This window comes from Trichodesmium erythraeum IMS101, assembly GCF_000014265.1.
Lineage (GTDB): Bacteria > Cyanobacteriota > Cyanobacteriia > Cyanobacteriales > Microcoleaceae > Trichodesmium > Trichodesmium erythraeum.
Map to the genome: position 1 here is coordinate 5,609,998 of NC_008312.1, position 21,302 is coordinate 5,631,299.

General features: G+C 35.1%; 13 protein-coding genes, 1 tRNA gene and 2 pseudogenes. 8 read left to right on the forward strand and 8 right to left on the reverse strand.

Features of this window, described 5'->3' with window-relative positions; translation table 11 throughout:
• Positions 1-513: 513 nt before the first annotated feature.
• Positions 514-1,142 (forward strand): annotated as a pseudogene (locus TERY_RS37350) (IS630 transposase-related protein); the annotation flags it as partial.
• An 843-nt stretch (positions 1,143-1,985) separates the two neighbouring features.
• On the opposite strand, the gene TERY_RS17550 reads toward TERY_RS37350, so the two are convergent.
• Positions 1,986-2,999 carry a phosphoribulokinase gene (locus TERY_RS17550; RefSeq protein ID WP_044136900.1) on the reverse strand — a complete coding sequence of 338 codons (1,014 nt, stop codon included), beginning with the start codon at positions 2,997-2,999 and terminating at the stop codon, positions 1,986-1,988.
• Positions 3,000-3,968: 969 nt separating this feature from the next.
• Between TERY_RS17550 and TERY_RS31110 the strand changes: the two are divergent.
• The 3 genes and pseudogenes from TERY_RS31110 (at position 3,969) to TERY_RS17565 (ending at position 7,799) form a co-directional block, all read left to right on the forward strand.
• Positions 3,969-4,789 (forward strand): annotated as a pseudogene (locus TERY_RS31110) (IS630 transposase-related protein).
• Positions 4,790-5,238: 449 nt separating this feature from the next.
• Positions 5,239-6,426 carry a ferredoxin--NADP reductase gene (petH, locus tag TERY_RS17560; protein WP_370495757.1) on the forward strand — a complete coding sequence of 396 codons (1,188 nt, stop codon included), beginning with the start codon at positions 5,239-5,241 and terminating at the stop codon, positions 6,424-6,426.
• A gap of 848 nt (positions 6,427-7,274) precedes the next feature.
• On the forward strand, positions 7,275-7,799 hold the full coding sequence (locus tag TERY_RS17565; RefSeq protein WP_011613053.1) for a hypothetical protein: 525 nt from the start codon (positions 7,275-7,277) through the stop codon (positions 7,797-7,799).
• Positions 7,800-8,968: 1,169 nt separating this feature from the next.
• On the opposite strand, the gene TERY_RS17570 is transcribed toward TERY_RS17565, so the two are convergent.
• From TERY_RS17570 to TERY_RS17580, 3 genes are all read right to left on the reverse strand, one after another.
• Positions 8,969-9,673 (reverse strand): HAD-IA family hydrolase, encoded by a 705-nt coding sequence (locus TERY_RS17570; protein WP_011613054.1) that lies wholly within the window; start codon positions 9,671-9,673, stop codon positions 8,969-8,971.
• Between the two features lie 73 nt (positions 9,674-9,746).
• Positions 9,747-10,943 (reverse strand): FAD-dependent oxidoreductase, encoded by a 1,197-nt coding sequence (locus TERY_RS17575; RefSeq protein ID WP_011613055.1) that lies wholly within the window; start codon positions 10,941-10,943, stop codon positions 9,747-9,749.
• Positions 10,944-11,373: 430 nt separating this feature from the next.
• A complete protein-coding gene (locus TERY_RS17580; protein WP_011613056.1) occupies positions 11,374-11,859 on the reverse strand; it encodes a hypothetical protein in 486 nt (161 codons plus the stop codon).
• A gap of 519 nt (positions 11,860-12,378) precedes the next feature.
• Here TERY_RS17580 and TERY_RS17585 point away from each other — a divergent pair.
• Positions 12,379-13,293 (forward strand): alpha/beta fold hydrolase, encoded by a 915-nt coding sequence (locus TERY_RS17585; protein WP_011613057.1) that lies wholly within the window; start codon positions 12,379-12,381, stop codon positions 13,291-13,293.
• Positions 13,294-13,546: 253 nt separating this feature from the next.
• Here the strand turns inward: TERY_RS17585 and TERY_RS17590 are convergent, their stop codons facing one another.
• Positions 13,547-15,583, reverse strand: coding sequence for a DUF6851 domain-containing protein (locus tag TERY_RS17590; protein WP_011613058.1), 2,037 nt, complete (start codon positions 15,581-15,583; stop codon positions 13,547-13,549).
• A gap of 394 nt (positions 15,584-15,977) precedes the next feature.
• Between TERY_RS17590 and TERY_RS17595 the strand changes: the two genes are divergently transcribed.
• Positions 15,978-16,163 (forward strand): hypothetical protein, encoded by a 186-nt coding sequence (locus TERY_RS17595; RefSeq protein ID WP_011613059.1) that lies wholly within the window; start codon positions 15,978-15,980, stop codon positions 16,161-16,163.
• A gap of 242 nt (positions 16,164-16,405) precedes the next feature.
• On the opposite strand, the gene TERY_RS17600 is transcribed toward TERY_RS17595, so the two are convergent.
• Together TERY_RS17600 and TERY_RS17605 are read right to left on the reverse strand one after the other, a co-directional pair.
• Positions 16,406-17,161, reverse strand: coding sequence for a HEPN domain-containing protein (locus TERY_RS17600; RefSeq protein WP_011613060.1), 756 nt, complete (start codon positions 17,159-17,161; stop codon positions 16,406-16,408).
• Positions 17,136-18,206 (reverse strand): AAA family ATPase, encoded by a 1,071-nt coding sequence (locus TERY_RS17605; protein ID WP_011613061.1) that lies wholly within the window; start codon positions 18,204-18,206, stop codon positions 17,136-17,138. Before TERY_RS17605 ends, TERY_RS17600 begins: the two co-directional genes overlap by 26 nt.
• A gap of 263 nt (positions 18,207-18,469) precedes the next feature.
• Here TERY_RS17605 and TERY_RS17615 point away from each other — a divergent pair, with 263 nt between their 5' ends.
• Positions 18,470-20,569: a pentapeptide repeat-containing protein gene (locus tag TERY_RS17615; protein ID WP_011613062.1), complete on the forward strand. Its 2,100-nt coding sequence runs from the start codon at positions 18,470-18,472 to the stop codon at positions 20,567-20,569.
• Between the two features lie 233 nt (positions 20,570-20,802).
• On the opposite strand, the gene TERY_RS17620 is transcribed toward TERY_RS17615, so the two are convergent.
• A tRNA-His gene (locus TERY_RS17620) sits at positions 20,803-20,875 on the reverse strand.
• A gap of 96 nt (positions 20,876-20,971) precedes the next feature.
• On the opposite strand from TERY_RS17620, the gene TERY_RS37355 reads away from it, so the two are divergent.
• A complete protein-coding gene (locus tag TERY_RS37355; RefSeq protein WP_370495762.1) occupies positions 20,972-21,097 on the forward strand; it encodes a 4-Cys prefix domain-containing protein in 126 nt (41 codons plus the stop codon).
• Positions 21,098-21,302: the final 205 nt, after the last annotated feature.

Here is a 21,302-nt window from a genome sequence, read left to right on the forward strand (position 1 = left end):
ATTTGAATCATTGTTTATACAGAGGTAATGCCGTCCCTCTGTGTTTTTCTAAAACATTATAGCTTTTATTCCTCGGTTCCTTTACAGGAAAACATGGAATTTATGGCCTAGATCTTAAAAATGAGTTAGCTAGTAAGAAGGAAAAATACTTTCTTACATAACTACCTTCAGCAAGTATTTTGAGGCATTTTGTTCACTTTCTCATTATTTCCTTAATAGTTTGTAATATTTCCACAGAAATTTCTAGTTTTTCGGGCCAAAAATCTCATAATAACTTGACATATGACAAATATTCAAAAACTATTGGTAATATATGCCCTTTTTATTTCATTGGAGGGGGCAGACAAAAGGTCATAGGCCTACTGGTAAGTCAAAACTTATAGTTGTTTGAATTAAGATTGAGACAAAAATTGAGTAGAATAATTTTAAGTCAACTAGAAACTATTTTTCATCATACCTTACAGTTTAGACTTCAGACAAAAAGTCATAAATTTTGTATAAAATGGTGGTAAGATTACTGTAGTAGCTCATTTATTTGGAATAGGAGGAGCTTCGATATATAGATGGTTATCTCGCCCAAAATTGTCAGCAACTAAGGTAAAATGTTGTCGAAGAAAATTAGATTGGAAAGAATTAGAAAAAGATGTTAAACCAAATCCAGAGTTTAAATTGGCAGACAGAGCTAAAAAAATTGGAGTTAATCAACCAGCTATATTTTATGCTTTGAAAAGAATTAAATTTCCTTGAAAAAAACAACTTCGTTATCGGGAAATAAATAGATGAGAAAGGATAAAATATTATCAGCTTTCCCTCTAAATTTTATCAAAAAATCTAGAAGTAAAAGCTTTGTATTTATAAATAAATCAGGATTTGAAGATAATCAAGACTGTATTTATACCTGGTCAAAAAAAGGGAAAAAAGTTTATGGCGAGCAAGAGGAAAAACGAGGTAAGAGAGAAAATTTAGTAGCCGGGAGAAGAAAAAAGGAAAAAGATTTAATAGCACTAATTAGATTTAAATGATCCCTAAATACCGTGGTATTTGAAAAATGGTTAGAGCAACATTTATTACTACCATTAACAATTCCTAGTGTACTAATTATGGATAATTTACCAGTTCACAGAAAAAACCTTATTAGAGAAAGTGCTGATTAATTTTTTTAGTCATAAAAATCTCAAAATTCCTAGGGGTAAGAATTAGAGTTCGAGACAGTATCTCAAATTTGTACCTCAATAAATAATAAGTAGTTGACAAAGATTTAGCAATTGCTGTATATTTGAGGTGTTAGGTATAATATATGAAACTCATCTCTACTTAAGGTTTAGAAAATTTATACCAATGTCAAGTAATTGCAAAAAATATCATTTGGTTTATTCTATCCAGGTAAAATTTTTTTATTAGAGGGTAAATTCAATTAAAAGAATAATGAAAACCTATACATATATCATCTAGTAACTAAGCAAGGTTGATACTGATAACTAATAAATGAAATGACTAAGTTGAAGTCAAAGGTAAAAAGTAAGATATGAAAAAAAAGTCAGGTATCTTGCTTCCCAAACTTCTGTTGATAGATCAAAAAAACGCGAGGTAAAATTAACCACTCGCGTTTATGAAATTCACAATAGATTAAAACCTCATTGTTAGACTTTGTAATACTTTTGATATCTTCCCCAGTTGGAACGGAGGGTGTGAGCTTTATCATAATTATATGTAACCGAAGCTCAAGGGCGGGTTGAAGTTTTACAGAATGCTGCAATTAAACTCATGCAGCAAGACTTGATACTAATCTTACCCTTACTTCCACGTCTTTTTTTTTATTTCAGACTGCCCGCCCGCGACTAATTAAGTATATTATAACATATTTATTCAAAAAAAATAACTAAAAAGTCGCCGGCTTATGGGGGAAGCTTTAAACCCAATTCTTCGGTAACTGATACTAGATATCCGATCTAGAGCCAAGAAATCAAAAATTTACTCCAAGATATTTAGGAAACTGCTGCTACTACCTTTTCATCTAAAGTTGTAGCAGTCAAGCTTTCATAAGTTGCACGCATTTTCAGACCAACTAAAACTTGGAATAGCCCACTACCATTATTAGAACCTGGATAGTCTTGATGTTTCATCATTGCATGAGTCATTTCACCATAGTATTTAGTAGAAGTATTGCTGAGATGTCCTTCAACGTAGATCATCTCTTCGAGGTTATCAAAGTTACCATCTACTTCTAATATAGAAACTTCATTGCCATCATAGGAGTCTGGCCCATAGAACATCTTAATTCCAGGATAAGAGCAAGTAAGTTTTCGTCCACAAGGAATCCAGTTAATAGTAGATCCTTCATCAAACAGATAAACTGGATCGAAATTTTTGACTCCTTCACGTTGAATCAAGCGTACCCGTAGAACCTTATGTTCCTGGTCATTAGGAATCAGCTTAGTGGGCAAAACTTGAATGACCACATCTGCATGAACTTTTTGTGGATCAATATAGGATTCAAAGTCGGGACGACGGGCATTAATAGAAGCTAGAACATCTTCGTAACGGTGGCCTCTTTCTGCTAGATCGCGCTTGATTTTCCAAGCAATTTTAACTTCATCACCAATATCTAGATAGACACTAAAATCAATGAGCTCTCGTACACGCTCATCATAGAGAGGATGAAGGCCCTCAATTACTATAATATGATTAGGATGAATTTTTTCTGGTGGGTCAATCATGCCAGTTTCGTGGTTATAAATTGGCTTATCGATGGACTCAAGATTTTTAAGAGCTTTAATTTGCTCGTACATGAGGTCAAAATTATTAGCTCTTGGATCCAGGGCAGTAATTCCTGTTTCCTTACGTTGCTTACGGTCTAGACTATGATAATCGTCCAGGCAGATAACTGTAACGAATTCTGGTCCAAATACATCTGTAATTCGGCGCAAAAAAGTAGATTTTCCGCATCCAGAATCTCCGGCAACTCCAATTAAGACTACTTTATCTGGTTTTTTCACAATAATTTCCCTTTAAGACAAAACAAAGTTTACTGACATATTCAATGGTTTCTTTCTGGATGAGTCTAGGCTTATTAGTTAGTCCAGGACAAATTCCTCAGTATTTCTGGAGCCGATATAAAGTATTGTTACCTTTAAGCAAAACTATATTTATAGTTTGAAAATCAATTTCAGCCACTTTTTCAACTAGATCTCCATGATGAGAGAATTAAGACTTCCTAGGGAAGTAAGCTTTATTAATAGATAAGTCCAATAAATTTGCTCTACATCAAACGACTTCAGTCAAGAGGGTGACTTTGCTACAGGGTAAAATTCTGAAACAATCTCCTATCTTTGGAGTCTTGGACAGACCTTGAAGCTATTCACTCTAAGTTTTTATTACTAACTTTTGTAAAACATCATATCAGAATAGATAGGATCTTCCCTACAAGGATCAAAGAAAATAAAAGCTTTATCTAAAATATATTCTGTAGAAATATGAATGGCAGTCAGAAGGTGTTTTTTTTTTGTCTTATGTCAAAGAGGCCAAATAATCCTTAATTTTTGACGAAAAAATCAATTAAAGATACATAAGAATATAGATATTAGTTATGAGTTTTCAGATTACTATTGAGCCTTTTAAATCATAATTGGGAAATTCAGTACTTTTTAGATGAAGTTGGGGTCTTGATAACTGATTATTTGCAACACATTAGTGACAAAGTCTACATTGACTTTTGATCAACTGTTAAGTTAGAAAAACCATGAGAAATGATGACTACTCTGGGCTTTATATGTTATGTAAAGTCGTTATATTTGATTTTATTACTTCAAGAATAAATCAATGGCGAGTAGCTCTGGAAGTTAGACAAAAGAATTTTTTTTTGCCAAGAGTCAAAAATACCAGCAAAAGATACTTATAGTTGTTTTAATTAAGATTGAGACAAAAATTGAGTAGAATAATTTTCAGTCAACTAGAAACTATTTTTCACTATTCCTTACAGTTTAGACTTCAGACAAAAAGTCATAAATTTTGTAGAAAATCGTGGTATGCTTACCGAAGCATCTCATGTATTTGGGATAAGAATAGCTTCGATATATAGATGGTTATATCGCCCAAAATTGTCAGCGACTAAGGTAAAAAGTCGTCAAATAAAATTAGATTGACAAGAATTATAAAAAGATGTAAAACTAAATCCATAGTTTAAATTAGCGGACAGAGATAAAATTTTTGGAGTTAATCCTACAGCTATATTTTATGCTTATAAAAGCATAAAATATCCTTGAAAAAAAATAAATTCATTATATAAAAATAAATATATAAGAAAGAATAAAATATTATTAGAAACTACGAAATTTTATCAAAAAAAATTGTAAGCAAAAGCCTTGTATTTATTGGAAATTCAGGGCTTGAAGATTATCAAGACTGTATTTATGCATGGTCAAAAAAAGGGAAAAAATTTTATGGATAGCAATATATAAAACGAGGTAAAAGAGAAAATATAGTAGCGGTGAGAAGAAAAAATGAAAAAGATTTAATAGCACCAATTATATTTAAACTAACCCTAAATACCGTGGTATTTGAAAAATGGTTAGAGCAACATTTATTACTATCATTAAAAATTCCTAGTGTACTAATTATGGATAATTCACCAATTTATAGAAAAAAGGTTATTAAAGAATTAGTATAAGCAGGGAGTCATAAATGACTATTTTTGCCAAAATACTCTCCTGAATTAAATGACATAGAACATGATTTTAGTGCATTAAAAAGTGCTAGAATGTATTCACCCATCAATACATCTATTGATTAAATTATTCGTAATTATTGTGCCAAATAGTGTCTCATTCTTATTTAAAAGAACTATAATTGTTAACAAAAGTAAAATTCTTGTCGGTGAAAAGTTTGTATTCACCAAACAAACAGAAAAGTCAATAATGACAAATCAAATTGCACTTCGTGTAAAAAATCATAGTAGGATACTATTACATTTATGTTAAAAAAACTCGAACAACTGTATAGCAATTGAAAAAACTGAAAAATGATCGGTTTGACTTATCCCAATAGTTTTGTCCTATGGGAGATATTTTAATCAGATCATAAAATTAGGAAAACAAAATTTTCAGCGTTAAACCTATAAAATTTAAAGTTCAAAAGTGCTGGCCATTACTTCATAGTATCTTAAAAAACACTTAATTACAAACTTCATCATCTCTTGGCAATATATTTGATATGATGGAAAAGCAAATAATGAAAACTGATATGAGATTGGGCGTAAAAACTAACACAGAATATAGTAATCGTACTTTTGTCTATGAAGTAGAAGGTCTACGTCAGAGTCAAACTGCTGGCGAATTAAATAACCCTATTCGTAGAAGTGGAACTGTCTATATTACAGTACCTTATAGTCGTATGAATCAAGAAATGCGACGAATTACAGGGATGGGGGGAAAAATTCTCAGCATTAAAACTTTGAACGAACACTCTGAAGCTAATAGTCAAAAAACTAAGACAAAACAAAAAACTAAACCTATGACTGAAGCGAAACCTCGTCGTTCTGAGAAGAAGAGTGTTCCTGTAAACACCTATCGTCCAAAAAATCCTTTCATCGGTAAATGCCTTTCAACTGCTGAGTTAGTCAACGAGGGTGGGGAAGGAACTGTTCGTCACCTAGTATTTGACCTTTCTGGTAGCGATCTGCACTATCTAGAAGGTCAAAGTATTGGTATCATTCCACCAGGAAAAGATGCTAAAGGTAAAGCTCACAAGTTAAGGCTTTACTCCATCGCTTCTACTCGTCATGGCGATCATCTTAATGACCAAACTGTGTCTTTATGTGTACGGCGTCTAGAATATAATCACCCAGAAACAGGTGAGAGAATATATGGTGTATGTTCTTCTTATTTATGTGGTATGGAAGAAGGCGCTGATGTAGCTATTACTGGGCCTGTTGGTAAAGAAATGTTGCTACCTGATGATGAAGATGCAACTATTATTATGATTGCTACTGGTACAGGAATTGCTCCTTACCGCGCTTTCCTATGGCGGATGTTTAAGGAAAGGGAACAAAATCCTGATTATCAGTTTAAAGGTTTAGCTTGGCTATTTTTTGGTTGTCCCTACACTCCCAATATTCTTTACAAAGAAGAGCTTGAAGAGCTGCAACGTGAATTCCCTGACAATTTCCGCCTAACTTATGCTATTAGTCGGGAACAAAAGAATAAAGATGGTGGTAAAATGTATATTCAGCATAGAATTCAAGAAAATGCTGAAGAGTTGTGGCAATTAATTCAAAAACCAAATGCTCACACCTACATCTGTGGTCTCAAAGGTATGGAAGATGGCATTGATGAAGGAATGTCTGCTGTTACTGGTCAGTTTGATATTGATTGGGGTGACTATCAGAAGAAATTGAAGAAAGAAGGTCGCTGGCACGTTGAAACTTATTAATATCCAAGTGCTCAGGAGTATAATATAATACTTTTGCATTCATAAAAAAACTAAAAAATGAGTGAAGGAAGTCAGCCTGGGTAGATGATTACCTGTTTTAATCACGGTACATTGTACCGATAGAGATAGAAACGGGTATCGTAATTATGATAACGGCTATCGTAACATTATCTAGAAAGATTTGCCGACTACACCCATCACTTTAATGGGTGATGTCATACAGACCCAAGGTGGATAGCTTTAAGGAGGTTAAATAATAATTATTTGTGATCACAACAACAAATTCTGCTAGCATAATGGTTGGTTTAAGTTACTAGAAGATGGGGACAACTTCATCAACTGAAAACATACAGAGAAAGCTTAAATGTCAGCGGTATGTTAGCTAACCATAAACTACCCCAGCCAATAGGCTGGGTACAGATAAAGATTTTATGAATTTAGGCCACAGTTTAAATATCAAACTCAATAGTACGGTTCTAATTTAGTAGTAGTTGACAAGTCTTTTCTGTAATCAAAAACTTGCTCTAAGTCTGATTATTTATAAAGATATACTATTAATTCTGAGAATCTTTAAGGGCAAAAAATGTGGTATATTTGTTGAGTCTGATCAATCTAAATGCAAGTATAAAGATTTAGAATACGGTCATCTTGACCGTTAATACCTTTGAAGGTTTTACTGCTGTACTGACTGATAGAAGCAGTAAGTAAACATTAAAATGTCACTAATTTTGATGTTTTATATCAGTTTCATGAGCCAGATAAAAATTTCCTAGATATTTTTTGTATTTAGGCTAGTGATAAATATCTCAAATTAAATTAATCTAGAATCATAATTTAGGAGAAAAAAAATGAAATTTGGCAATCTTGCTAAAATTGCTGCTGGTGTTGCTGGTGTTGCTGCTACGGGTTATGGTGTTAAAAAAGCTGTAGACTATTTTAAGAATCGTGATCCAGAAGAATCTGATCCTGATGCAACTGAAGACGCAGAAGTAGAACTAGAGGAAGATGATATTGCTTTTGCTAATGTGGAAACTGAGTCGGTACAGCCTTTCCTCGACGCCTGTTTTGGTGCTGAAGGTCGTTATGTTCCTACTCGTCCACCCAAAATGTTTGAATATAAAGAACAACACTATATGGTAATTTGGGCTTACGATAATGAGAAAGAAAAAAATCAATTGATGGCTTTCCAATATGCTGAGGATGGTCGGCACATGGTTGCTAGCGTAGGATATACTGCTGATGCTACTGACTATAATGTTAATTTGGATGGGACAAATTTAGCTGTGGAAATTAGTGGTAATGGGGAACAAATTACATCAGGGCAAGGTGAAACTGATGGTACAGAGGAAGTTGATTTAGTCCCGGTTGGGTAACTTTATTGTCAAAAATTTAGTAGGTGGCAAACGGTTCCATTTCAATATTTACAGGACTTACGCAAAATATAAAGTGATATACCAAATGTAGATTAAATCTATACTAGATACTATGGTTTTGCGTAAGTCCTAGTTTAGTAACTGTATTTAAGGTTTACTCTCGTTTGTCTTTTTAGGGAGTAGGGATAAATGGGAATTTATAGATAAGCTCCTCAGAAGAATTATGCCTAAATTTTGTTGCCCAAGTTTTGCCTAAAGTGCTGACTTATATGAGCTTTTTGGATATATAAGCTAACATTTTTTAGACTTTCAAGGATAAAGCTTTTATATCTCAATGCTTTAAGAGTTAATCAGTTAGCTCTATTGATACGGCAAAAAAATCTGTTGATTTCAGAACATATTTTTTTGTCAATATATACTTTTTAGATGTTAATACCATAGGATTATTATTATACTCATATTTTTAACTATTAGACCTCTCCAAAAATAAACAATAAAATCAATTAGATTAAATCTGTTCTTTTCAGAGTTATATAATTCCTATGGTTATTATGGGCAAAATGTTGTTAGTACTAGTGTCTAATTGCATAAATTAATATACTTATTGAGCTCATAAAAAAGCCTGGAAGTCAAGGAATACCTAAAATTTATATTACTAATTTTGGCAAATAAACACTAGAATATAGGCTTAATTATGTTTCAATACTAAGTTATATTAATGTAACCGGATTTGATATTACTTATCCCTATTGTCTATTTCCTCTTTTCTGGAGTTCTCTATTTAATAACAATTTATTTTGGTTCTACTAAATATTCAAACTCTTGCTACATCTTCTTGAGATTAGGTGGAGAAGTTGCATGTAACTTCTGTAAAAAATAAGGTTTGACGGAATAAGATATGTTCAAGCTTTACTTTTTTTTATTAAAAACATTGCTTTCACTTACTTATTATTTAATAACTTCTTTGGTAATTGGCATTATTTAATTAATGTAAACTATCGTCAAAAGTTCCTAAAAATTAAGTTTTACATGATATAAAATTAAGTGCTATTAATTAGACATAATAAAAATGCTTTTCTAAAAACAAAAATTTATTCTTATTCCCAGTTATCTAAAATTTTCCCACAGTGGATATTCAAACGGACATGATTATAATACTTCATTATGATTTAGGTAAAGTAAGAATTAAAACAATCTAGAAGATTAGCAAACTGATTGATGTCTGGCTGTGAAATAGTGTTTCTATTGAGCCAAAATGCTTCTATGCCTACATTAATTGCACCCTCATAGTCAGCAGTCAAACTATCTCCAATATGCAGAGCTTTCTCAATAGTAAAATTACATTTTTGTAAGGCAGCAGTAAAAATTTTCTGATCTGGTTTTGCTGCTCCTACTTCTGTAGAAATAGTAATATCAGAAAAAAAATCTGCTAATTTCAATGCTGCTAAGACTGGGTATAGTCGGGAATCAAAATTAGATAAAACTGCTAACTTGATTCCATTTTCATGCCATTTAGTTAAGGCTGGTTTGACATCAGGATAAACAAACCAAGGGGCACCAGTAGCAAAATAATCGTATAGTTGCCCAAAAAAGCTCCTAAAATTAGAAAACTGCTCGAATACTCCTACTTTTTTATAAGTTTCGGCAGCGACTTGACACCACCATTCAAATTCTAAGTCTAGTATTTTTGCAGATTCTGCTCCAGGAAATGCCATCGGTGGCGCTGCTTTAAAACTATCAAAAAAAGCTTGATTAACGGCAGAGGGAGAAACGTCTACTCCCCACTCAATAGCGAATTTTTGATAAACTTCGCCTACGGTATCGCGTACACCAAACAAGGTACCGACAGCATCAAACAAAATGATTTTAGTCATGTTTTCAGAAGTAATAAGCAAGAAGTAAGAAGTAAGAAGTAATAAGAAAAAACGAATGAGTTATCAGGAGACCTTATAGACCTGATAGTAAATCCTGAATAGGATTAATCATCCAGTTGAAAGCAACTTTAATCTGATGCTCTAAGGTTGGCAATCTATATAGATAAACTAAACGCCTTGCCATATATGCTATTTGACCATCTAGTTTAATGCCTAAACTGGTAAGGGTGGCATTATCAAGTCCCAATGCCATCATTTCACCTAATGCTTGATAACGGAATGGTAATAGAGGTCGTCCAGTTAAAGATGCCCAGATATTCCAGGCGACATAATCTGATTGTTGTATTGCTACTTGAGCAGTGGTAGGAACTTTTTGCCCATCTGCATCTTGGCAGTCTGCTAAATCTCCAATAGCAAATATTTTCTGATTGTCTTGCACTTGTAGAGTTGCACTAGTAATAATTTGTTGACGTTCATTTTTTGTTAATGGTAATGACTCCACTACTGGAGCAACTTTTGTACCAACTGTCCATAAAACGATATCTACGGGGATAGTGTCAACTTGCTCTTGATATTTTAAGGAAATTTGAGTGGCTTCTATTGATTCTACTTCGGTTTCTAAGTCAATCCAAATATTTTTTTCTGACAATGCTTTAGTAGCACTTTCTCGGTTAAAGTCTGGGGATGTTCCCAATATCATGTTATTGCGTTCGACTAGTCTAATTCTACCTTTTTCTTGTAAACGGTCTGCTAATTTACAAGCTAGTTCTACTCCACTATAACCACCACCGATAACAGCAATTCTGATTTTCTCACGCTCAGATGCTTCTAAAACTCGTAATTTTTCTTGAAGACGGTAAGCATCGTTAACTGTCCGGAATGGAATAGCGTATTCGGCAGCACCAGGCACCATTTCTATGGGTGTTTCGCCTCCCATGGCTAAAACGAGACGATGGTAACTGAATGCTTGACCATTTTCTAGTTCCACTTGTTGTTGGTTGAGGTCTATTCCGGAAACAACACCTTGACAAAAGTGAATATCAGTGTTTGCTAATAATTCTTCAAATGGTGGAGCAATTTCCCAGGTTTGCAGTTCCCCGGTGACTAGTTCGTATAATAGTGGGGCAAAAAGAAAGCGATCGCGTTTGTCTATCAAGATTATTTCAGGTTTTTTTGATGACTCCCAGGGAAACTGGATTAAGCGAAGGGCGGTATAAAGTCCGCCAAAACCACCACCGAGAATACAAATGCGTTGAGTTTTTTCAGTCATAGTTAGAGTAGGAAGTTAATTTTAAGTTACTTCTTTATAGGATAGCAATATCGGGAGGAAGAAGGAAGGGAAAGGAAGCAAGAAGGAAATATAAATAATTGTACAGTGGTTTTTATGATTAGTAGAATATAGTAGGGACGTTACATGGAAGGTCTGTAGAAGTCCCTAATTTTGGTTTCCATTGTTAATATAATTATCAAAATGATCAAGTTCAAGGATAAAAGTTTTGATTTCAGCAATTTTTAATAATAAGGATACGAAGTCAATTGGGCAAATAATGCCATAATGTAGGGAATATTATTGATATTGGTAAGGCTAAGCATGGGTAATTTAGTATTAAAATTATGGCTGATTTGAGAAGTTTATGAAGTTAAATAATGGAGAGATAAAACAGATTAGATTTTTTTCTAATATCCATCAGCAAATTTCCTTAATCTTCATCTTCATCTGGGGGTCTAGTAATAATATCAAACAAAATTTTTGCTAAATCATTTTTCTCATCAATTTCTTGAACTTCTTCACTTATTGATTTAGCTTTTACCAAGTCTCCCATCTTTGCTATAATTAATCCTGAAGCAGCATAAGCTGTAATAAATAGATTAATTTGTTGTTCATTTTTCCGGCTAGCTAATATACTTTTTACCTCCTGCCAATCTGAGGGTAAATTTTCTCGTTTTTTGACTTCAGCCATTACTTTGTGTGCCAATTTAAGGGACATTTTCATGTTGTTTTTATAGAAAAAATAACGATAAGCACCTATCAAAATATCTAGATTTCCATCAGTCTTAGCTAAAGCTTGATTAATATAATTTTCTGATGTTTCTGTATCTTCCCAATTTTCGATAGCTAACATCAATAAACTTTTGATTTCTTCAGGCACATCATACCAGGAAAACTTATTTTGTTGAACTTGCATTTGTTTCAGATAAATAAGATAAATAATATAGATAATAATTACCTTAAACTAGAAAAAATTGAAAATCTGCTAATCTTAATAAGATTTTTATTTCTGTAGGTTGGGTTGAACTTAAAAAACCCTACAGATAGATAGGAATAGGCAAATGCCTGAGGACATTTTTCTTTTGCCTATTCTCTATTCTCTATTCTTTTCCCACCTAAATTCCTCACTCCAAAACAAAGGATGTAATGCTATGGTTCAAATGAACAAAGTCATTTCATCAAGCATAATGCTCCAATACTTCCTTGGGCAGGAAATTATAACTAATTTTGCTTGAAGCTCATTTGGGTTTTCTGTCTGCACTTCCAAGGTTTGCCTGTCCGAAACTTTTTGGCTCAGGACTTACGCAGCAACCCTATATATAGCGTAGTTTTCGGAATTATTTCAGATATTACCCATACAATTAGTGTCTTGGCGTAAGTCCTGTATACTGAAGATGTTTCCATATTAAGACTAACTCTAATATCTAAAATTAGTATGTTTATTCCTATAGGTTTTGAACAAAAATCAATTGTCACTTTCCAAGGTCGTATGGTTTACTACACCAATGACAAAACACCCTGGAAAACTGAGAATGACAAAAACGACTTACCGACTTTGGTATTCTTTCACGGTTTTGGTGGGGGTTCATCTGCCTATGAATGGTCGAAGGTTTACCCTGCTTTGGCCTCAGAGTACCGTATCCTCGCTCCTGACTTAATTGGGTGGGGGCGTTCGGAACATCAGGCATTAGATTATAAAGTAGAGGACTATATTACAACAATTATCGAGTTTTTAGAACAAACTTGTCAAGCTCCTACCAGAGTTATTGCCTCTTCCTTGACTGCAGCAATAATGGTGAGAGTAGCGATCGCTCGTCCAGAATTATTCAAGTCTCTAATATTGACAACTCCTGCAGGTCTATCCGAATTCGGCGCAAATTACACCCGTAGCTTTTTTGCTCAACTAGTAAGTACGCCTATACTAGATCGTTTTATTTATAATGCTGGGGTTGCAACTTCAGGAGGAATTAGAAATTTTCTAGAAACCAGACAATTTGCTAATCCTACTTTAATTTATAATGAAATTGTGGAGGCATATTTAGAGTCAGCAATTCAACCAAATGCTGAATATGCTACTTTATCTTTTGTGCGGGGAGATTTGTGTTTTGACCTATCTTTATATATAAATCAATTAACAATTCCTACGGCAATTATTTGGGGTAAAAAATCCCAGTTTACTAGTCCAGAAATAGGTCAACGTTTAGCTGATTTGAACCGTCAAGCTGTGGTGATTTTTCAAACATTAGATAATGTGGGTTTAACTCCTCAACTGGAAGTTCCGGCGGTGACTATTGGGTTGATTAAAAAGTTTTTGAAACAGTTAGATGAAGTTCCGGTTAGTATTGTCTAAGTATTTCAATAAAATATTTTTTCAGTGATTAAACTAATAGGTTTCTCTGCTTAAATATCCGGTATTATTCTTTGTGTATTCAATTAAATTTAAATTTTCAGATAGCCTTTTGCTACCTATTTTTTTAACATAAAATCACAGAAATTAATTATGATGTAGGAATGTTGCATCCAACATTTCTACAAAGTTATTTTTGTCCAAAAAAACTTCTCTTTTTCAACTTCTGAATTTGGCTGGAAAATAGGCTAGGAACTTATATTTTACAATCCCTAAAATCTTCAATATTTATGGCACTTTCTTCGACGCCCTGCAATGTAATTGAAAGTTGGTTGGCACTAATTCGAGTATCATTACCTATTTGAGAAATAGTTAACTGCTGGAAACTTAAACCATCACCTAAACCAATAACATCTATTCCATCTTCAAAATCAGTAATAATATTGTTCCCATCATTAGACCTGAAATGAAAGTTATCGCCACCAACTCCACCAATGAGAATATCATCGCCAAAATCACCGTATATCAGGTCTGCTCCTGCACCACCATTGACGATGTCGTTACCCTTGCCTCCACAAAGCATATCATTGCCCTCGTTACCAAAAACAATATCATCACTGCGGTTGCTATATATTAAGTCGTTAGTGACAGAGCCAATTAAATTATCCTTTTCATTAGTAGCAATAATAGTATTGGGAGTAATTACTCCTTGAGTTTTTTCCCAAACATGTTCTGCGACTTCTCGCCCTAGTGCCCTCCCATTGAGATCCCCATCTTCAAAGTGGATACCGCCGTAAATACGAGATATACCAGCCTGATCAGAAGCTTCGCTAAAAGTATTCCACTCAAGAGTTACAGGCACTTTAGGTGTGATACCTGGTTCAAAAACAGACTCGCCTACCTCAAAAGTTATGCCACCACCAAAATCATCGCTACCAGTAAACCGTTTGAGAATTTCAGCTCCTGCAGCACTGAAACTGCTATGACCTGATATATACTCAGCAAAAGGAGGTGAAGGCTCCTCTCCAGGGGCTTGATAAGTAAGGAAATTAGTTGCAAGAATAGTTGCAGTTCCTTCTGTAGGATCCTTCCAACTATCAATAGCAAAACCACCAAGCTCTGGATTAAATTCTCCAATTAAACCTTGTGCTCCGAGTTCCCGTACTACTCGCACGGGACGAGCATAGTCGTAGAAAACTTTAGATCCCCAGGCAGCAATGCCAGCATCAAATAATGCATTGCCCAAACTAAAGAAGAGTTTCACATCTTCATCTAAAGTATGATTATCTCTGGCTGAGATAAATTCTCCAAAATTCATCCAGGTTCCCGGAGGGTAAGATGTACCATGGCCGTCTTCCCAAAATTCAGCAATTAATTTTTGCTCATCAGTTAAGTTGGCGCGAACGTTGGCAATATTTTCTGCTTGTGCGATAAATTCAGGGTTGATAATAGTTCCAACAATATCTTTGCTAATTGCGACAACAGAGCCATCTGGTAATGTAATTGTACTTGCATCTAAGTCAACCTCGCCATCTACAAGCAAGAATGGTTTTGGTGGTTGGGGTCGTATTTTTTCAACTGATATAGAACTGAAGGGGATGACTTTTCCCCATTGAGGTGTGAGGAATGTTTGTATTCGATCTTCTTCACCGGGCTCGGCATCAATGGGAACTGGTTCTGGGGTCCAGCGCTCTATATTAATGGAACTTCCTGGAAAATTAATAGGTTCATAGCTGCTAATATCAGAATAGGGGGTACCGTCGCCATTGGGATCATCCCCGAGTTGATTTGAACCGTCGTTGGACCGGAATCTTAATAGTGCTTCGGCAGAGACGTTACCAATACCAGCAGGGGTAGTAGTATCAGTAGTAGTATTGTTGGTTTCTAGGTCTAATTTGACCATTAATTCATTGAAAGTTTCTACTTGAGCGGGGAATAATTCTGACAATACCCGGTAAGCAGCAAAACTCATGGCTTGAGTTTTATTAAAGTTGGTGTTTTCGGATAGGGGGCGTTGTAAGTCATCTCCCAACTGAGTTCCTATAGCTAATGGATCATAGGCACTCCAGGCATCATACATGGCTGTATGTACCATTGCATAAGCACGAGAGGCAATGGTTGGACCGGAGACGGAGTTTATGACTGCTTCTTGGGCTAGTTCATCCCATAGTCGTGAAATAGTAGGCAAAGGATTTTCAGGTGTGACAACTGGGACTTCAGGGTTGAGGATAGGATGTATATGGTTAAATTTTCCATGATTCGGAATTGGCTGTTGTTGTAAGGGTGACTCCATGATTTTGTTTTTAGTATAAAGAATAAATGATTTTAATTAGGGCTTGCAGTTCAGAATGTTTGAAAGCTTGCTATTAACACCTTTTATATTACAATAATATTATTTCCGGTTCAATAGTTACAGTTTTGGGAAAAAAGCCAGAAAACATAAGAAAACTAAGGGCTGGGGTGTGTTTGCAAATTCTAAAGTAAAACTGTATTTTTTTTTGTATACAATAATTACATTGGTTTCTGAGTCAATATTAATTTTTGCTAAGTTTGAGGGGATATAGGAACTTGATCAAATATGGTTGACGCAAAATTATGGTGAAACGATGGCGAAAGGAGAATAAGTTGTTTGTTATTGTTCAGAAGAACGACTGAATGAAATTATTGAGCATGATCAGGAAAATGGGGTGAATATTTTTAATCCTCATACCTATATTTTGGGAGATGGAGCTATGAAAACTATTGATTTTGAACAGTTAGAATTTAAGCAAAAAGTAGACTGTTATGGTTTATTAAATTCTGGCAAAAAGGCTTGGTTGGAGACCATCGAAAAAAATATTAGAGTTTTGCGATCGCAACTTTTGCAGTTATGAGGTACATTTGCGACTTGCCTAAATTTCTTTTCAAAAGGGGAACTTTTTGTGGGCTCCCCCGCTTCTGATAGCAGTTGTCCGGCACGGTAGACCACTGTAGGGAGGTTCCATGGAATGTCTCTACAAGGTTTTGCTTATGGCCATGTAGTTCATCAATTAAGTAGGGCTCTCAGGAAATATCACAGCCTTATTTTGATCAAAATAAGTTGGTTTTACCTATGTCTGCTTTAGTGGCATCAGGATCAAAATAGAACTTGATGAATACTATCAACAACCCCCTCGATAAAATTTACTGCATCATTAACCATATCTTCATCTATAGGCCAACGCTCTCCTATATTATAGCTAGGATCTATGTCAGCTTCATGAGCAATTTTATTCCTACGTTCTACTATAAAACTAAGCTGTTCTTTAATTTGTTTGATATCTTCTGACTTAGGTTTACCCATTTGAGCACCAACTTCGTCCCATAATTTTTTGTCTGAAATAAGTCTAATCCCATCAGCTATTTTATCTGGTTGCTGAAAACTCTTGTATCCAAGACTTTTGCGAATTTCCTGCTCTAGCCAAGAATTACCATTTAACTTATTAAGCATCATATCAGAAATAGGTTGAGTTAGAGATTTCACTGTATGAGACTGCTGTAGAAACTCATCACCATAGTTTTGTAGAAACTCATCTTCCAGCCAAGATCCGATATCTATCGCTAGCATTCGGTCTTGACGAGCAGCACCAAGGGAAACTTGAAAGCGAGCAAAAGCTGATTGTTTGCTAGACTGAGGTTCAGAACGTCGGCCTTGATAAATTTCCAACATTCCTAAAGTCACGACTTCGTGAATATAGTAGTCTAAAGCGCTGACTGCAAGAACTAAAGCTGCTCTGAGAATATCTGATAGATATAAAGTATTAGTAGCTTGAGTTTTGAGTGAATTGTGAAGGGCTATCAATTCTCGAACGCGATGAATGCTAATATTAAACTGATTGAGTACTGACTGCATGGGAAGTGGTTAGTCCAATAATTTTTTCTGCCAGTTGTGAAAAGGTTTCTCGAAATTCTTTTTGTTTGTTTTGATTATTCCGCAAAACAACTCCTGTTTGGCCTAACTGTTCAGGTGTCAGAGCATAAACTGGTGTTCGGTGTTCTTGAGATAGTGCAATTAGACTATTGAAGTTAGAAATTTTTGTTAAGGTGTAATTATCTTCTATTCCTTGACTACGATAAACTGTTTTTTCTAACAACATTTGATTTTGTTCTAATACTGGAGCTAGTTTATTAGAAACAGTGTTTTGTATTTTCTCAATCCATATTTGAAAAGCAGCAGTTTCTTTCCCACGTATAATTCGATAGTTTTGAACAATAGTTCCGAGAAAACTTAAATTGACATCAGGAAAAGGATAGTTAGCATCTTTGAGAATTGGAAGTGAACTTGCTTTCTTAGCCCAAGCATGCCACTTTGGCATCACTTTTGTTAGAGAGTCAATTGCCATCAAAGAGAAAAAATCAGCAGTAGTAGGAACTAAGAAAAAATTACTGGTCATTAATAAATTCTGATTAATTGAGCCTAAGCTGGGACTCATATCAATTATAATATAGTCAGCGTTATATTTGAGTGCAGTTTTATTAAATAAATCAGTCAAGGCACCTGGTACGTTTTTAAGAGCTGCTATTGAACCACTTAATTCTTGAGCAATACCCAGTGTTACTTCGTATTCGGCAAGTCCAACATGACCAGGTAGTATAAACAATCTTTCCTGACCTATGATCGGAATACAGTCAATTGCTTCAATTGCTCTTGGTTGTGCTTCAAAAGCTGGAGCTAAACCTGTCTTTATATTTGAACCTGTATTATAAATTGTTTCTATTCTTTTTTCGTCGTCCTCAGTTCCTTCTCCCAAGCTGACTCCAGTCAAATTACACTGTGGGTCTGTATCGGCAAGGATAACTGTTTTACCTTTTGAAGCTAACATCCAGCCTAAATTAAAGGCAGTTGTAGTTTTGCTAACTCCACCTTTATGATTAAATAGGGCAATTTTTTGAACCATTGTAAATCACCTTTTCTTCAATACATTTGAGTATACCATGAGGGTAGCACAATAGAGTTGTTGGGAAATCAGGTAAAATAAAGTGCTTGTTGGGTTTTTCTGTAGTTCTACCCAACTTATATTCTGCTAGTAGGTTTGGTTGACGGACAAAACCCCGCCACAATAAAACGTTTTTTACTGTATATAATAATTAGTTGGGAATTTTGAAGCTAGCGGTCATTTTTCCAATTCTCCTTGGCCCAATTCTGAGATAGGTACAAAATATGAATCTGCGTAAAGGTGAAATATTACAATTATATCAACGAGGTAAACGAGAATTTCAAGGGTTTAATCTTAGAGGTCTATCTTTTGAAGGAAAAAATTTGTCTGATGCAGATTTCAGTTTTGCTGATATTCGAGGTACTAATTTTCGTGGGGCCAATCTAACTGGGGCTAGGTTTTGTGGAGCTAAGGCAGGATTACAGAAACGTTGGGTTGTAGTTTTGCTGATCGGTGTTTTTATTTTAGTTGGTATATCGGCTTTTTTGAGTGTATTCACCTTATCCCTGATATCACTAATTTTTGATTCTAGTAGCATAGAAAATCAAGTTACTGGTTGGGTATCCTTAATTGTATTTATTGTATTCTGGATAATGCTTTTTTATAACAGAATAGAAAACGTAGCCGTAGCCGGAGCCGTAGCCGGAGCCGTAGCCGTAGCCGTAGCCGTAGCCGTAGCCGTAGCCGTAGCCGTAGCCGTAGCCGTAGCCGTAGCCGGAGCCGTAGCCGGAGCCGTAGCCGTAGCCGTAGCCGTAGCCGTAGCCGTAGCCGTAGCCGGAGCCGTAGCCGGAGCCGTAGCCGGAGCCGGAGCCGTAGCCGTAGCCGTAGCCGTAGCCGTAGTTCAGACAATGTTAAGTATTTATATTGCTTATCGAGCAATGAAAGGAGATGAAAAATACGCTTTAGTTCGCAATATAGCTATTGTTTTTGCTGCCTCATATGGAACCTCTTTCAGAGATGCAAATTTAACTGATGCTGACTTCACTAATGCTACTCTCAAAAGTACAGATTTTAGAGGCTCTAACATAACCCGTACTTCTTGGAAAAACACGATCAAACTAGACCGCATACGACCAGGGAAAACTTATCTAAAAGATACCAAAATCAGAGAATTAGTCAAAACTGGTGAAGGTGAAAATATCAACTTAGATCGCTCCATCCTCCAAGGAATTAATCTTCAAGGAGCAAACCTAACTAATGCCAGTTTCATAGAAGCAAATCTCAACTCAGCCAACCTTCAAGATGCAAACCTGACTCGTGCCAAATTAGTAGGAACATTTTTAGACCAAGCTGACTTAACTGGAGGCACCCTAACGGGAGCATTTCTTGAAGATTGGGGAATAACCACCACCACAAAACTAAATGGTATCAAATGCGATTATGTTTATATGCGTTTGCCTCCAGAAAAACGACCTGACTTTCTCAAACTTCCACCAAAAGATGCTCAAAAAGATAATCCTCTCCGTGAACCTGCTGACTGGAACAAGAACTTTAAAGAAGGAGAATTTATTGACTTTATCACCCCAATGATAGAAACCCTCAACTTTTATCATGCAGAAAAAGCCGACCCTAAGTTAATTGCCTATTCATTTCAGAAATTGCAAAACAACTATCCAGAAGCAGAATTAGAAGTGATTTCTATGGAAAGGCGAGGGAAAAACCGTCAGGACTTATTAGTAAAAGCTGAAACCGCACCAGCAGCAGACCATTCAAAATTACACGCAGAATATTTTGAGACTTATGACAGACTAGAAGCACTTCCACCAAATGAATTACAACTAATATTAGCAGAAAAAGATAAACAAATAAAACGATTAGCAGCTTGGGTCGATACTGTGATAAAATCCCCAAGTATATATGCAGAAAATTATCATAATCAAGGAGACACAAAAATGTCAGAAAATACTGGAGATAAAGTTGATATAAATGAAAATTATGGGGTGGTTGGTAAAGAAGGAGAAATTCATGGTGCAGTTGGGAACAAAGGAGAAATTTATGGTTTAGCTGGTAGTCAAGGAGAAATTAACAACTCAAAAATTGCTCGAACAATTAATGAATCTCCAGAACAAAATTTAGCACAAGCAGCAAAAGATATTCAAGAATTATTAGAACAACTAGATCAAACTTACCCCTCAGATACAACAATGGACAGAATGAAAATTGCCACAGAAGTAATTACACAAATTAATAACAATTCAACAAAGAAAGAAAGAATATTTGCTGCTATTAAAGCAGGTGGAATTGCTGCTTTTGAACAATTACTTAATCATCCTGCTAGTAGCTTTGTAATTGCGGCTTTAGAAGATTGGCAAAAGACTAAATAAATTAAATAATTTGAATAGTTTTTATCTCTTATGATTTGAGAGAAACTTATATATTTTACTATGGAAAATAAGGCTCTTCTATCATTATTAGGAAAAATTCTCAGAGACTGTTTCTGAGATAAATATTAAATCCAGGAGTAGTAAACTGTACTAGCCTACTACGAAATTATTATCTTGTGAGCTTCTTGTCAAAATCAAAAACTTACAAGAACTAGCTATGATTAGTTCTTAAGGGCGAACGATGGGAATCGAACCCACGAGTGGTGGAACCACAATCCACTGCCTTAACCACTTGGCTACGCTCGCCATAATATTTTTTTTCTCTAGTCTAGTAAGGTAGCATTACTAAGTTATATTTGTCAACCCCTAGCCCAAAATATCCAGTCTAAAACTGACCCCTGAATGAGTTATTGTATTAATCCTGAATTTCCTCAGCCGAAAAACGCTGATACAGTAAGCAATTGCCAGGGTTGCTATTTTCCCCTGGTTATCCAGGGAGACTATCGTGTCTTCAAAAAATTTGGTTAGGAAGCTTGGTTAAAAGATTTTTGGCTATAAACAAAAAAAACATTTTCTCGAGCTCCAATATATTCTGAAGCAAATATAATTTTCGACTCTGGAGGCCCAAAGCTATCAGACAATAGCTAGATTATTGGAGCTTTCAGTAATGCGACTATTACAGTTGGGGCAGTATCCGCAAATTCCTCTATTTTTAGCTAATTTCTAATACAAT

Coding starts and splice junctions, on each gene's coding strand:
- TERY_RS17570 (WP_011613054.1), bottom strand. CDS start 9,673: ATGACTAAAATCATTTTGTTTGATGCTGTCGGTACCTTGTTTGGTGTA.
- TERY_RS17600 (WP_011613060.1), bottom strand. CDS start 17,161: ATGCAGTCAGTACTCAATCAGTTTAATATTAGCATTCATCGCGTTCGA.
- TERY_RS17580 (WP_011613056.1), bottom strand. CDS start 11,859: ATGCAAGTTCAACAAAATAAGTTTTCCTGGTATGATGTGCCTGAAGAA.
- TERY_RS17605 (WP_011613061.1), bottom strand. CDS start 18,206: ATGGTTCAAAAAATTGCCCTATTTAATCATAAAGGTGGAGTTAGCAAA.
- petH (WP_370495757.1), top strand. CDS start 5,239: ATGAGATTGGGCGTAAAAACTAACACAGAATATAGTAATCGTACTTTT.
- TERY_RS37355 (WP_370495762.1), top strand. CDS start 20,972: ATGAGTTATTGTATTAATCCTGAATTTCCTCAGCCGAAAAACGCTGAT.
- TERY_RS17565 (WP_011613053.1), top strand. CDS start 7,275: ATGAAATTTGGCAATCTTGCTAAAATTGCTGCTGGTGTTGCTGGTGTT.
- TERY_RS17590 (WP_011613058.1), bottom strand. CDS start 15,583: ATGGAGTCACCCTTACAACAACAGCCAATTCCGAATCATGGAAAATTT.
- TERY_RS17585 (WP_011613057.1), top strand. CDS start 12,379: ATGTTTATTCCTATAGGTTTTGAACAAAAATCAATTGTCACTTTCCAA.
- TERY_RS17575 (WP_011613055.1), bottom strand. CDS start 10,943: ATGACTGAAAAAACTCAACGCATTTGTATTCTCGGTGGTGGTTTTGGC.
- TERY_RS17615 (WP_011613062.1), top strand. CDS start 18,470: ATGAATCTGCGTAAAGGTGAAATATTACAATTATATCAACGAGGTAAA.